This window comes from Streptomyces sp. NPDC048441, assembly GCF_043200235.1.
Taxonomy (GTDB): domain Bacteria; phylum Actinomycetota; class Actinomycetes; order Streptomycetales; family Streptomycetaceae; genus Streptomyces.
The window spans coordinates 387,665-400,429 of sequence record NZ_JBICXM010000004.1 but is presented as its reverse complement, the minus strand read 5'-3'; the positions used below and the strand labels follow the sequence as shown (position 1 = coordinate 400,429).

The following is a 12,765-nucleotide window of genomic DNA, read 5'->3' as shown; positions in this document are numbered from 1 at the left end:
TCGATCCTGGACCTTCGGCTCGCCCTCGGCTTGTGAGACGGCCCACTACGGGAGAAACGCCTGAGGTCTCCACACCATGATCCCGCTGTCTGTGCACGGGGAACACCTGAGGCGGGCACCGGATTCCTCCGGGCCCGCCTCGGGGTGTGCGTGCGTGACTACTGAGACCGCTCAGACCGTGAGCAGGGCGTCCAGCGGGGCGCCCTGCAGAGCCGTCTCCAGCTTGGCGCGGCCCCCGAGGAAGCCGAGCTCCATCAGGACCGCCACACCGGCGACCTGAGCGCCCGCACGGCGGATGAGCCGCAGCGACGCCTCGGCGGTGCCGCCGGTCGCCAGGACGTCGTCGATGACCATGACGCGGTCGTCGGCGGCGAGGTCCTCGGCGTGCACCTCGATCTCCGCGCTGCCGTACTCCAGGTCGTACGACTGGCTGAGCGTCGCTCCGGGGAGCTTGCCCGCCTTGCGTACGGGAATGAAGCCGAGCCCGGCGCGGAGGGCGACCGGGGCGCCCAGGATGAAGCCGCGGGCCTCCAGGCCGACGACCTTCGTGGCGCCGTGCCGCACCGCGAGGTCCGCGAGGGCCTCGGTCAGCGCGGCGAAGGCCTCCGGGTCCGCCAGGAGCGGGGTGATGTCCTTGAACATCACCCCGGGCTCCGGGTAGTCCGGGACGTCCCGAATGCGGCTGAGCAGCAGCTCCGTCGTGACGGCGAGCTCGGTCATCGGCGCTTCCCCGAAGGACGGCCACGGCCCCGGCCCCGCGAGGCCGGCTGCGTGCGCGGGCCGACGACGCCCGCGGGGGCGGCGTCCTCCGGCATGTCGTCCCGCGACTCCTCGTCACCCTGCTCCGCGCTCTCCGCGGACTCGCCCTTGGCCGCGGCAGCGGCACGCTTGGCGAGGACGCGCTTCTTGAGCGCCTTCATCTGCGGCTCGGTCTCCTTGAGATCGGCGACGAGCGGCGTGGCGATGAAGATCGAGGAGTACGCACCGGCCGCGAGGCCGACGAACAGCGAGAGCGAGATGTCGTTGAGCATCCCCGCACCGAGGAAGCCGCCGCCGATGAAGAGCAGTCCGGCGACCGGCAGGAGCGCGACGACCGTGGTGTTGATCGAGCGCACCAGGGTGCTGTTGATGCTGCGGTTGGCCACTTCGCTGTACGTCCACCGGGTCTGCTTGGCGAGGTCCTTCGACTGCTCCTTCAAACTGTCGAAGACCACGACGGTGTCGTAGAGCGAATAACCGAGAATCGTCAGCAGACCGATGATCGTGCCCTGGGTGACCTCGAAGCCCACCAGGGCGTACACACCGACGGTGATCGTGATGTCGTGGATCAGGGCGACGAGGGCGGCTACCGCCATCCGCCACTCGAAGGCGATCGCCAGATAGATCACCACGAGAACCATGAAGATGATCAGGCCTGTCCAGGCCTTCTTGCTGATCTGCTCACCCCAACTGGGGCCCACGAGGTCGGCGTTGATGGAGTCGGCCTTGAGGCCCATGTCCTTGGCCAGATCCGCCTTGATCTGGTCGGACTTGGCGGTGTCCACGCCCGCGACCTGGATCCGCAGGCCGCCGGAGCCGAGCTCCTGGACGACCGCGTCGTGGCCGGAGGCCTTCTCCGCGTACCCCTCGGCCTTGGCGACCGAGACGCTGGTCTTGGGGGTGCTGAAGACAGCACCGCCCTCGAACTCGATGCCCATGTTCAGGCCGCGCACCGCGAGGCCGACGATGGCCGTGATGGTGATCAGGATCGAGACGCCGTACCAGATCTTGCGCTTGCCGACGAAGTCATAGCCGACCTCGCCGCGGTAGAGCCTGGCGCCGAGATTGCCGAGCTTCGACATCTCACGCCTCCTTCGGGTCGACAGGGCCAGCGGACGAACCAGTGGCACGGCGGGTGCGGCGCAGCGGGGGCTTGGCGCCGAGCCGCTTCGGGTCGAGGCCGGACCACTTGTGGCCGTTCGCAAAGAACTTCTTGCGCGCCATGAGCGTCATCAGCGGCTTCGTGAAGAAGAAGACCACGACGACGTCCAGCAGCGTGGTCAGGCCGAGAGTGAACGCGAAGCCCTGGACCTTGCCGACCGTCACGATGAAGAGCACCGCGGCGGCGAGGAACGACACGAAGTCGGAGACCAGGATGGTGCGCCGGGCACGCGGCCAGGCACGCTCGACGGCGGGCCGCAGCGTCCGTCCCTCTCTGACCTCGTCCCTGATGCGTTCGAAGAACACGATGAACGAGTCCGCCGTGATGCCGATCGCAACGATCGCACCACACACCGCGGGCAGGTTCAGGGTGAAGCTGATGGCCGGGCCGAGCAGCGTCATCAGGGTGTACGTCAGAGCGCCCGAGACCAGGAGGCTCGCGATGGCGATGAGCGAGAGGCCGCGGTAGTAGGCCACCAGATAGATGATGACGAGCGCGAGGCCGATGGCGCCCGCGATCAGACCCGCGTGCAGCTGCTCGCCGCCGAGCGCCGGGCTGACGGTGGTGACGCTCTGCTCGTGGAAGGTGAGCGGCAGCGCGCCGTACGACAGGATGTTGGCGAGGTCCTGGGCCGAGTCCTGGGTGAAGCTGCCGGAGATCTCGGCGTTCGAGTTCAGCGTCGTGTTGACGCTGGGGGCCGAGGCCACCTCGCCGTCGAGGACGATGGCGAACTGGTTCATCGGCGACTGCTGCTGCGAGAGCTTGCTGGTCGTCTTGGAGAACTTCTTCGAGCCGCCGCCCGTGAACTCCATGTTGACGACCCAGGCGCCGCTCTGCTGGTTGATCGTGGCCTTGGCGTCGTCGACGTCCTTGCCGTTCAGCTCGGCCGGGCCGAGTACGTACTTCTCCCACTGGCCCGCGTTGTTCTTGCCACAGGCCACGGTCTGCTCGGACGGCTTGATGCCGTCACCCACCTTGCCGCGCTGTGCCTTGTCGGTGCAGTCGAGCTCGGTGAACTTCTTCTGCAGCGCCGCGGTGGCCGGGTCGGCGGACGGGGTGGGGGTCGGTGCCGCCTTGTCCTTGTCGCTGCCCTTGTCCGAGGACTTGGGGGACGGGGTGGCGTCGGCCTTCAGACCGTCGGTGACGGCGCGGCCCTGGGGGCTGGGGGAGCCGGTGGCGGCCGGGGGCGTTGTCGCCTTGTCGGCGCCCTTCTCGGTCGCCTTGTCCTTCGCCTTGCCGGACGAGCTGGCGGACGGCTTGGGGGTGGGCTCACCGCTGGCCACCGTCAGGACGGGGCGGAAGTAGAGCTGAGCGGTCGTGCCGACCTGCTCGCGCGCCTGCTTCTCGTTCGTGCCCTTGGGGATGTTGACGATGATGTTGTCGGCGCCCTGGGTTTGCACCTCGGCCTCGGACACACCCAGACCATTGACGCGGTTGTTGATGATGCTGACCGCGGTGTTCATGTTGGTCGGGTTGATCGCGTTCTTCTGGCCGGGCTCGTTCTTCGCCTGGAGCGTGATGCTCGTGCCGCCGGCGAGGTCGATGCCGAGGCGGGGCGTGGAGTGCCCGGAAAGGAACATCCCTCCGGTGAGCGCCACGAGGGCGATCAGGATGAAGACCAAAGAGCGGCCCGGCTTGCCCGGGGCGCTCTGCCTTCGGCCCTTCTTAGGTGCTGCCACCTTCTCGTTCTCCCTGTCCAACCGCCCGTCGTCCCGTGCACTGCCCCGTCACTGAGCGGGGAGTTCCCAGGTGGGCGGCCATGAAATGGTGTCGAGCCCCGTCACGAAACCCACGCACTGCGGGGGCCGTGGCAGCGCGAGCGGCGCGCCCCACGGGCCCCGGTCGTGGTTACTTCGCGCCGGACTCGCCGTCGGTCTTCTTCGGCTCGGCGTCCTCGGCCTCGGGGGCGCTGTCGGTCGCGGTGTCCGTGTCCGCGTCCTTCTTGCCGAGGTCGATGGGCGAGTCGTCGGAAGCGTCGGCGGCGGGCTCGTCGGTCTCGGTCAGGGAGGAGGCGTCGTCCGGGACGACGGGGGCGTCGTCGGACTTCAGGTCGATGGCCGTGCCGTGAACGATGCGGTTGTACTCCTCGTCCTCGAGAACGGCGCCGATGGAGTTCTTCGCGTAGAACGCGTGCACGCCCGGAGCCACCTCAAGGAGGACCGCGTCGTCGTGAACCTCCTTGACGGTGGCGTACATCCCCCCGATCGTGCGGATGCCGGTGCCGGGCTGCATCTCATTGCGCATCTCTGCGGCCGCCCGCTGCTTCTTCTTGGCGGACCGGGTCATCAGGAACATGGCCCCGATGAGCACGATGAACGGGAGGAGGGTCACGATATTCACGGGACGGAGTTTCCTTCGCATGACCGCGCGGATAAGCGGCCTGATGGACGGGGGTGGGCGCGCCGCCCGCAAGGGCGGCATCGGCGGAGTCTAGGCGAGTCCGCACCTAACGAACAACGCTCAGCATGGCACCGCAGTTCCTGACCGTGCGACTACGCGCGCCGTCACGCCCCGAACAGGTCCCCTTGTCCGATTCCGCCCGCCTGCCGCGGGGGGACGAGGCCGAGATGCGCCCATGCCGCGGGCGTCCCGACCCGGCCGCGCGGGGTGCGCGCGAGCAGTCCCTCCCGTACGAGGAAGGGCTCGGCCACCTCTTCGACCGTCTCGCGCTCCTCCCCCACGGCGACGGCGAGCGTCGAGAGGCCGACGGGTCCGCCGCCGAAGAGCTTGAGCAGTGCCTCGAGGACCGCGCGGTCGAGGCGGTCGAGGCCGCGGTCGTCCACTTCGTAGACCTTGAGGGCAGCGCCCGCGATGTCCTTGTTGATCTCTCCATCGGCCTTGACCTGTGCGTAGTCCCGCACGCGCCGCAGCAGACGGTTGGCGATACGGGGCGTGCCGCGCGAGCGGCCCGCGATCTCGGCGGCGCCGGCGGGATCGATCGCCACGTCGAGGAGCTGCGCTGAGCGGTGGATCACGCGCTCCAGTTCGGCGGGTTCGTAGAACTCCATGTGCGCGGTGAAGCCGAAGCGGTCGCGCAGCGGCGGCGGGAGCAGGCCCGCGCGGGTGGTGGCGCCGACCAGGGTGAAGGGCGGCAGTTCCAGCGGGATGGCGGTGGCACCGGGCCCCTTGCCGACGATCACGTCGACGCGGAAGTCCTCCATCGCCATGTAGAGCATCTCTTCGGCGGGCCGGGACATGCGGTGGATCTCGTCGAGGAAGAGGACCTCTCCCTCCTGGAGGGAGGAGAGGATCGCGGCGAGGTCGCCCGCGTGCTGGATGGCGGGGCCGCTCGTGATGCGGATCGGGGCGCCCATCTCGGCCGCGATGATCATCGAGAGGGTGGTCTTGCCGAGGCCGGGGGCACCGGAGAGCAGGACGTGATCGGCGGTGGCGCCGCGCGCGCGGGCCGCGCGCAGGACGAGGTCGAGCTGCTCACGGACCTTCTCCTGGCCGATGAACTCGTCCAGGTCCTTGGGGCGAAGGGCGGCCTCGACCGCCTGGTCCTCGCCGTCGGCGACAGAGTCCACCAGCCGCTCCGCGGCGGGCCCCACGAGCCGCTCGGTCGCGCCTGCCGGGGCAGTCGCGTCGTCGGTCGTCTCGTCCCAGTTCATGAGCTTGCCTCGCGATGCGGTTCTGGTGGTCAGGAGCTAGCGGGTGCGGTTCAGCGTCTGCAGGGCCGCCTTGAGGAGCTGGCCCACCTGGGGCTTCTCGCTCGCCTCGGCCTGCGGGGTGACGGCGGCGACCGCTTCGTCGGCCTCGCGCGTCGCGTACCCGAGGCCGATGAGCGCGGCGTGCAGCTGGTCGCTCCAGCCGGCGGTGACGGGGGTGCCGATCGCGGGGCCGCCGGTGCCGAGGGGCTCGCCGAGGCGGTCCCTGTACTCGAGGAGGAGCTTCTGGGCACCCTTCTTGCCGATGCCGGGGACCGCGGTGAGTGCCTTCTCGTCGCTGGTGGCGACCGCGCGGCGCAGCGCGTCGGGGCTGTGCACGGCGAGCATCGCCTGCGCGAGGCGCGGTCCGACGCCGCTCGCGGTCTGCAGGAGCTCGAAGGTCTGACGCTCGTCGTCGTCCGCGAAGCCGTACAGGGTCAGTGAGTCCTCGCGGACGACGAGGGAGGTGGCGAGTTTCGCCGGCTGGCCGATACGGAGCGTGGAGAGCGTGTTCGGCGTGCACTGAATGGCCATGCCGACGCCGCCGACCTCGACCACCGCGGTATCGGGGGCGAGCGCGGCTACGGGGCCGCTGACGAAGGCGATCATGCGGTACGGCCTTTCGATGCGTGCAGGGCTGCTGCCTGCTGGAGACGGTTCTGGGCGACGGCCTGCTGGAGGCGGTTCTGCGCGGGGGCGCGCCAGATGTGGCAGATGGCGAGGGCGAGGGCATCCGCAGCGTCGGCGGGCTTGGGCGGTGCGTCGAGCCGCAGGAGCCGGGTGACCATCGCCCCGACCTGTGCCTTGTCGGCGCGGCCGCTGCCGGTGACGGCGGCCTTGACCTCGCTGGGCGTGTGCAGGGCGACGGGGATGCCGCGACGCGACGCGCAGAGCATGGCCACGGCGCTTGCCTGGGCCGTGCCCATCACCGTACGCACGTTGTGCTGGCTGAACACCCGCTCCACGGCGAGGACTTCGGGCTTGTGCTCGTCGAGCCACTGCTCGATGCCCTCCTCGATGGCGACCAGGCGCAGGCCGAGCTCGGCGTCGGCGGGCGTGCGGACAACGCCGACCGCGCGCATGGTCAGCGGGCGTCCGGCGACTCCGTCGACGACCCCCACACCGCACCGGGTCAGACCCGGGTCCACACCCAGCACGCGCACGAGTACCCCCACTTCTTCGCTCACCTGTTTGTGCAGGCTATCGGCTCGCACTGACAACGCGACGGGCCGACAGGGGGCGTGTCCCCTGTCGGCCCGTCAGCGAAAGCCGTCGCACGGCCGGTCCGGTGCCCGGCTCAGGCGTCGACCTTCTCCATGACCTCGTCGCTCACGTCGAAGTTGGCGAAGACGTTCTGCACGTCGTCGCTGTCCTCGAGCGCGTCGATCAGCTTGAAGATCTTCCGAGCGCCGTCCTCGTCGAGCTCGACCTGCATGGTCGGGACGAAGTTGGCGTCGGCCGAGTCATAGTCGATGCCGGCCGCCTGGAGGGCGGTGCGGACCGCGACCAGGTCGGTGGCCTCGCTGAGCACCTCGAAGGACTCACCCAGGTCGTTGACCTCTTCGGCACCCGCGTCGAGGACCGCGCCCAGGACGTCGTCCTCGGAGAGCTCGCCCTCGCCCTTGGAGACGATCACGACGCCCTTGCGGTGGAAGAGGTACGAGACGGAGCCCGGGTCGGCCATGTTGCCGCCGTTGCGCGTCATGGCGACGCGGACGTCCGACGCGGCGCGGTTGCGGTTGTCGGTGAGGCACTCGATGAGCACCGCGACGCCGTTCGGGCCGTAGCCCTCGTACATGATCGTCTCGTACTCGGCGCCACCGGCTTCGAGACCGGCACCGCGCTTGACCGCGGAGTCGATGTTCTTGTTCGGGACCGAGCTCTTCTTGGCCTTCTGGATGGCGTCGAAGAGGGTCGGGTTCCCGGACAGGTCGGCGCCGCCCGTGCGGGCCGCGACCTCGATGTTCTTGATCATCTTCGCGAAGAGCTTGCCGCGCTTGGCGTCAATCACGGCCTTCTTGTGCTTCGTCGTAGCCCATTTAGAGTGGCCGGACATCTGCCTGTCTCCTTCGCGTAACCCAACCAGTACGAACGCCCCCGGTCTCAAGGGCCCGGGAGGTACCCGAGATCCTACAAGGATCCCGCCGCCGCGTTCCCCCGCACCATCCCGACGAACAGCTCGTGCACGCGGTGGTCGCCCGTCAGCTCGGGGTGGAACGACGTGGCGAGCGCGTTGCCCTGACGTACGGCGACGATGTGCCCCTCGTGCTCGGCGAGCACCTCGACGCGGGCGCCGACCGATTCGACCCAGGGGGCACGGATGAAGACGCCCTCCACCGGGGCCCCTTCGATGCCGGCGATGTCGACGGCCGCCTCGAAGGACTCGTTCTGTCGCCCGAAGGCGTTACGGCGCACGATCATGTCGATGCCGCCGAACGTCTCCTGCTCCGAACGCGGATCGAGGATCTTGTCGGCGAGCATGATCATGCCCGCGCAGGTGCCGTAGACCGGCATACCGGCGCGCACGCGCGCGCGCAGAGGCTCCAACAGGCCGAAAAGGGCGGCCAGTTTGGAGATGGTGGTGGACTCACCGCCCGGGATAACCAGGCCGTCCACCTCGGCGAGCTCTTCGGGGCGCCTGACCGGCCTGGCCACGGCGTCCGCCGAGGCCAGGGCGATCAAGTGCTCCTGTACGTCGCCCTGGAGTGCCAGGACGCCGACCACAGGGGTGTCGTTCATCTACGTAGCGCCTTACCAGCCGCGGTTGGCGTAGCGCTCGGCCTCGGGGAGGGTGTCGCAGTTGATGCCGACCATGGCCTCGCCGAGGTTGCGGGACGCGTCCGCGATGATCTTGGGGTCGTCGTAGAAGGTGGTGGCCTTCACGATGGCGGCGGCGCGCGCGGCCGGGTCGCCCGACTTGAAGATGCCGGAGCCGACGAAGACGCCCTCGGCACCGAGCTGACGCATCAGGGCGGCGTCTGCGGGGGTGGCGACGCCACCGGCCGAGAAGAGGACCACCGGCAGCTTGCCGAGCTCGGAGACCTCCTTGACGAGCTCGTACGGGGCACGCAGGTCCTTGGCGGCGGCGTACAGCTCGTTGTTGTCGAAGCCGCGCAGCTTGGCGATCTCGTTCTTGATCTGGCGCAGGTGACGCACGGCCTCGACGACGTTGCCGGTGCCGGCCTCGCCCTTGGAGCGGATCATGGCCGCGCCCTCGGCGATGCGGCGCAGAGCCTCGCCCAGGTTGGTGGCGCCACACACGAACGGGGTCGTGAAGGCGAACTTGTCGCTGTGGTTGACCTCGTCGGCCGGCGTCAGGACCTCGGACTCGTCGATGTAGTCGACGCCGAGGGACTGAAGCACCTGGGCCTCGACGAAGTGGCCGATGCGGGACTTGGCCATGACCGGGATGGAGACAGCCTCGATGATCTCTTCGATCATGTTCGGGTCGGACATCCGGGCCACGCCGCCGTCCTTGCGGATGTCGGCGGGGACCCGCTCCAGGGCCATGACGGCGACGGCGCCCGCGTCCTCGGCGATCTTCGCCTGCTCGGCGTTGACCACGTCCATGATGACGCCGCCCTTGAGCTGCTCGGCCATGCCGCGCTTGACGCGCGCGGTGCCGGTCTCGGGCGACTGGTTGCTGCTGGGAAGGGTGCTGGACACGGAGTTGACCTCGCTCGCTGAAGACGGGTTCCTGCGTCTACGAGGAAACGCCCGGCGACCAGTCCACAGCAAGGGCCAATAGCTGACCCGTGGCTCATTTTTCCCCGACATCCCTGGTCAGCGGGGACTCCATGGCTCTACGCGGTCGCGCGATCCGCCAGCGCGACCGGCGGCTCGTCGTCCATCTCGAACGCCATCGGGAACGGCGCGTGACCCGCGAGGCGGAACCAGCGGACCGTGCGGTGCCTGCGCAGGGCACGGGCCGCGCGTACGGCGTCGTTGTGGAAGCGCCGGGCCATCGGCACCCTGCGTACGGCCGCCGCCAGCTCGGTCGCCGCCTCGTCGCCACCGGGGGCCTCGCGCACCACCTCGACCTGCTGCACCTCGCCGAAGATCGCACGCAGCGCCTGGCTCAGCTCGCTCTCGGCGACCTCGCGGTGCTCCTCCTCCGCCTGCCGGGCCGCGTGCGCCGCTTCGTAGAGCACGATGGACGCCGCGGGATCCAGGACCCCTGAGGTGGCAAGCTCCTGGGCCACCGACGCACGGCGCAGCAACTGGGCGTCGAGGGCGGCGCGGGCCGCGTCGATGCGTGCATGCAGCCGGTCGAGCCGGCCCGCGGTCCAGCTCAGGTAGAGGCCGATCGCGAAGAGGGCTACCGCGATCCAGATCAGTGTCGAGGTCACCGGCCCGAGGCTAGTCCAGGCGGCACACCCCGTTTACCGCCGGGCTCCCCGCACCTGTGTCAGGGAGCCCCGCGGGCGGGGTCAGTCCCTGGCGAGCCCGAACCGCGCCCGCAGCCCCGTCCGCTCATCGGCGGCCACCGCCGTCGCGCCGTCCGTCACCGTCTCGTACACGGAAAGGATGTCCGCGCCCACCGTCGACCAGTCGAAGCGGCGTACGTGCTTGCTGCCCCGCTCTCGCAGCTCCTCGCGGCGCGCGGGGTCGCCGAGGAGCCGCACGGCGGCATCGGCCAGCGAGTCCGCGTCCTCGTTGGTGAACAGGTCACCGGCGGCGCCCTGGTCGAGGACCTGCGCGAAGGCGTCCAGATCGCTGGCGAGTACGGGTGCGCCCGCCGACAGCGCCTCGACCAGGATGATCCCGAAGCTCTCGCCCCCGGTGTTGGGAGCGACGTACACATCGACACTGCGCAGCAGCCGCGCCTTGTCCTCGTCGCTGATCATGCCGAGGAACTCCACGCGCTCGCGCATCTCGACGGGCAGCGAGGAGACGGCCTCGTGCTCGTCGCCGCGTCCGGCGACCAGCAGCCGGGTGCCGGGGCGCTCGGCGAGGATCTTCGGCAGCGCCTTCATCAGCACCGGAAGGCCCTTGCGGGGCTCGTCGATGCGGCCGATGAAGCCGATCGTGTCCCCCTGCCACTCCGCCTTGGGTTCGGCATCGGCGAAGAAGTCGACGTCCACGCCGTTCGGGATGACGACCGCGTCGCCGCCCAGGTGCTCGACGAGCGTGCGGCGGGCGTACTCGCTCACCGCGATGCGCGCGCTGATCTTCTCCAGGGCGGGCTGCAGGATCGGATACGCCGCGATCATCGCCCGGGAGCGCGGGTTGGACGTGTGGAACGTCGCGACGATCGGGCCCTGCGCCGCCCAGCACGTGAGCAGGCCGAGGGACGGCGAGGTCGGTTCGTGGATGTGGATGACGTCGAACGTGCCGTCGTGCAGCCAGCGCCGCACGCGCGCGGCCGACAGGAAGCCGAAGTTGAGCCGGGCCACCGAGCCGTTGTACGGCACGGGAACGGCGCGGCCCGCCGACACGACGTACGGCGGAAGCGGGGTCTCGTCGTCCGCGGGGGCCAGTACGGACACCTCGTGCCCGAGGCGGATCAGGTGCTCCGCCAGATCGCGGATGTGGAACTGGACGCCGCCCGGCACGTCCCACGAGTAGGGGCAGACGATGCCGATCTTCACGGCGTCCCCTCGGTCGGAGCGTCGGCGGGAGCCTGCGCGGGGTCGAGATCAGCGAGCCACAAGCGCTGCAGCATGTGCCAGTCCTCCGGATGGTCGGCGATACCCGTGGCGAAGGCGTCTGCCAGCGCCTGCGTCATGACAGACGTCTTCTCGGTGCGGGTACCTGTCTCGGGGACGTCGACGGGCGCGTGGATACGGCCCTTCATGATCGGGGTGTCGTCGTAGTAGAGCGTCACGGGAAGGAGCACCGCCCCGGTCTGCTGGGCGAGCAGCGCCGGCCCGGCGGGCATCCGTGCGGTGTCTCCGAAGAACTTCACCTCGACGCCGGACGCCGAGAGGTCGCGGTCGGCGACCAGGCAGATCAGGCCGCCCGCGCGCAGTCGCCGCGCCAGCGTGCCGAAGGCGGAGCCGCCCTCGTGCGGCAGGACCTCCATGCCCAGGCCCTCGCGGTAGGCGACGAAGCGGTCGTACAGCGTCTCGGGCTTGAGCCGCTCGGCGACCGTCGTGAACGGGGTCTCCAGCTTCGTGGTGACCCACGCGCCCGCCAGGTCCCAGTTGCCCAGGTGCGGAAGCGCGATGATGACGCCCTTGTCCGATGCGAGGCTGTCGGTCAGGTGGTGGACGTCCTTGACGTCGAAGCCTTCCTTGATGCGCTCCCTGCTCCAGGACGGCAGCCGGAACGACTCCATCCAGTAGCGCAGGTACGAGCGCATACCCGCCCTGGAGAGCTCGGCGAGGCGCTCCGGAGTCGCGTCGGGCACCACGCGCGCGTAGTTGGCCTCGAGGCGCAGGACGCCCTTGCCGCGCCGCTTCCACACGGCGTCGGCGATGGTCCGGCCGAGCCGCACCGCCACGGGTTCGGGGAGCTTCTTGACCGTGCTCCAGGCGGCTCCGTAGAGCGCGTCGGTCAGTCGGTCCTTCACGACGTTGCCTCACTGCCCTGCGCCGGGGCCTCCGAAGCCGCGTCTGCCTCCTCGGCCTCCCTGCGCACGGTCACGACGCGCTGGACGAGCGTGACGAGGCTGCCCACGGCGACGGCCCACAGGGCGACGGGCAGCAGTACGTCGATGCCGGGCACCCCGAACTTGTGCAGCCCGGCGAGGCCCGCGGCGACCAGCGTGATCACCAGGCGCTCGGCGCGCTCCACCAGGCCGTTGACCGCGACGGGCAGGCCGATCGCCTCGCCGCGTGCCTTCGTGTACGAGACCACCTGGCCGCTGGCCAGGCAGAAGATGGAGACGGCGCACAGGACGTTGTCGTCTCCGGAGCCCGCGTACCAGAGCGCGAGGCCGCCGAAGATCGCGCTGTCGGCGACCCGGTCGAGCGTCGAGTCCAGGAAGGCTCCCCAGCGGCTCGAGCGTCCCAGCTGCCGCGCCATGTTCCCGTCGACGAGGTCGGAGAACACGAAGAGCGTGATCACGATCGTGCCCCAGAAGAACTCCCCACGAGGGAAGAAGACCAGCGCGCCCGCCACCACACCGGCCGTGCCGATGAACGTGACCGCGTCGGGACTCACGCCGCGACGGATGAGAAACGCGGCGAACGGCGTGAGAACACGCGTGAAGAATGCACGCGCGTACTTGTTCAGCATGGCCTTCCCGAGGGG

Annotated in this window: 14 protein-coding genes; all 14 read right to left on the bottom strand. The window is 69.8% G+C overall.

From position 1 onward, the window contains the following. Window positions 1-171: 171 nt before the first annotated feature. Window positions 172-720 (bottom strand): adenine phosphoribosyltransferase, encoded by a 549-nt coding sequence (locus ACGFSB_RS13010; RefSeq protein ID WP_393397803.1) that lies wholly within the window; start codon window positions 718-720, stop codon window positions 172-174. Continuing rightward, entirely contained in the window at window positions 717-1,841 is a 1,125-nt protein-coding gene (gene secF, locus ACGFSB_RS13005) for a protein translocase subunit SecF (RefSeq protein ID WP_393397801.1), read from the bottom strand. Before secF ends, ACGFSB_RS13010 begins: the two co-directional genes overlap by 4 nt. Window position 1,842: 1 nt before the next feature. Next, complete coding sequence (secD, locus tag ACGFSB_RS13000; RefSeq protein ID WP_393397799.1) at window positions 1,843-3,600, bottom strand: protein translocase subunit SecD; 1,758 nt, start codon at window positions 3,598-3,600, stop codon at window positions 1,843-1,845. Window positions 3,601-3,769: 169 nt separating this feature from the next. Then, window positions 3,770-4,261 carry a preprotein translocase subunit YajC gene (yajC, locus tag ACGFSB_RS12995; RefSeq protein ID WP_393397797.1) on the bottom strand — a complete coding sequence of 164 codons (492 nt, stop codon included), beginning with the start codon at window positions 4,259-4,261 and terminating at the stop codon, window positions 3,770-3,772. Between the two features lie 164 nt (window positions 4,262-4,425). Then, on the bottom strand, window positions 4,426-5,532 hold the full coding sequence (gene ruvB / locus ACGFSB_RS12990) for a Holliday junction branch migration DNA helicase RuvB (protein ID WP_393397795.1): 1,107 nt from the start codon (window positions 5,530-5,532) through the stop codon (window positions 4,426-4,428). A 36-nt stretch (window positions 5,533-5,568) separates the two neighbouring features. Then, window positions 5,569-6,177 carry a Holliday junction branch migration protein RuvA gene (gene ruvA, locus ACGFSB_RS12985; protein WP_393397793.1) on the bottom strand — a complete coding sequence of 203 codons (609 nt, stop codon included), beginning with the start codon at window positions 6,175-6,177 and terminating at the stop codon, window positions 5,569-5,571. Continuing rightward, window positions 6,174-6,731, bottom strand: a complete 558-nt coding sequence (gene ruvC, locus ACGFSB_RS12980; RefSeq protein WP_393398076.1) for a crossover junction endodeoxyribonuclease RuvC — start codon at window positions 6,729-6,731, stop codon at window positions 6,174-6,176. Before ruvC ends, ruvA begins: the two co-directional genes overlap by 4 nt. Before the next feature lie 134 nt (window positions 6,732-6,865). Continuing rightward, window positions 6,866-7,624 (bottom strand): YebC/PmpR family DNA-binding transcriptional regulator, encoded by a 759-nt coding sequence (locus tag ACGFSB_RS12975; protein ID WP_393397791.1) that lies wholly within the window; start codon window positions 7,622-7,624, stop codon window positions 6,866-6,868. A 74-nt stretch (window positions 7,625-7,698) separates the two neighbouring features. Continuing rightward, complete coding sequence (pdxT, locus tag ACGFSB_RS12970) at window positions 7,699-8,307, bottom strand: pyridoxal 5'-phosphate synthase glutaminase subunit PdxT (protein WP_393397789.1); 609 nt, start codon at window positions 8,305-8,307, stop codon at window positions 7,699-7,701. A 12-nt stretch (window positions 8,308-8,319) separates the two neighbouring features. Continuing rightward, window positions 8,320-9,234, bottom strand: a complete 915-nt coding sequence (gene pdxS / locus ACGFSB_RS12965) for a pyridoxal 5'-phosphate synthase lyase subunit PdxS (protein ID WP_160503800.1) — start codon at window positions 9,232-9,234, stop codon at window positions 8,320-8,322. A gap of 137 nt (window positions 9,235-9,371) precedes the next feature. Further along, a complete protein-coding gene (locus ACGFSB_RS12960) occupies window positions 9,372-9,917 on the bottom strand; it encodes a hypothetical protein (protein ID WP_393397787.1) in 546 nt (181 codons plus the stop codon). A gap of 81 nt (window positions 9,918-9,998) precedes the next feature. Further along, a complete protein-coding gene (locus ACGFSB_RS12955; RefSeq protein ID WP_393397785.1) occupies window positions 9,999-11,159 on the bottom strand; it encodes a glycosyltransferase family 4 protein in 1,161 nt (386 codons plus the stop codon). Next, the gene (locus ACGFSB_RS12950; protein ID WP_393397783.1) at window positions 11,156-12,082 is read right to left on the bottom strand and encodes a phosphatidylinositol mannoside acyltransferase; all 927 of its coding nucleotides are present in this window, start codon (window positions 12,080-12,082) and stop codon (window positions 11,156-11,158) included. The genes ACGFSB_RS12955 and ACGFSB_RS12950 overlap by 4 nt, the downstream gene beginning before the upstream one ends. Next, window positions 12,079-12,750: a phosphatidylinositol phosphate synthase gene (gene pgsA / locus ACGFSB_RS12945; protein WP_393397781.1), complete on the bottom strand. Its 672-nt coding sequence runs from the start codon at window positions 12,748-12,750 to the stop codon at window positions 12,079-12,081. The genes ACGFSB_RS12950 and pgsA overlap by 4 nt, the downstream gene beginning before the upstream one ends. Window positions 12,751-12,765 lie beyond the last annotated feature (15 nt).

What these genes read in the sequence shown, in the direction of transcription:
- secF (WP_393397801.1), bottom strand. Translation starts at nt 1,841, where the DNA reads ATGTCGAAGCTCGGCAATCTCGGCGCCAGGCTCTACCGCGGCGAGGTC.
- ACGFSB_RS12975 (WP_393397791.1), bottom strand. Translation starts at nt 7,624, where the DNA reads ATGTCCGGCCACTCTAAATGGGCTACGACGAAGCACAAGAAGGCCGTG.
- ruvB (WP_393397795.1), bottom strand. Translation starts at nt 5,532, where the DNA reads ATGAACTGGGACGAGACGACCGACGACGCGACTGCCCCGGCAGGCGCG.
- ruvA (WP_393397793.1), bottom strand. Translation starts at nt 6,177, where the DNA reads ATGATCGCCTTCGTCAGCGGCCCCGTAGCCGCGCTCGCCCCCGATACC.
- ACGFSB_RS13010 (WP_393397803.1), bottom strand. Translation starts at nt 720, where the DNA reads ATGACCGAGCTCGCCGTCACGACGGAGCTGCTGCTCAGCCGCATTCGG.
- pdxT (WP_393397789.1), bottom strand. Translation starts at nt 8,307, where the DNA reads ATGAACGACACCCCTGTGGTCGGCGTCCTGGCACTCCAGGGCGACGTA.
- pgsA (WP_393397781.1), bottom strand. Translation starts at nt 12,750, where the DNA reads ATGCTGAACAAGTACGCGCGTGCATTCTTCACGCGTGTTCTCACGCCG.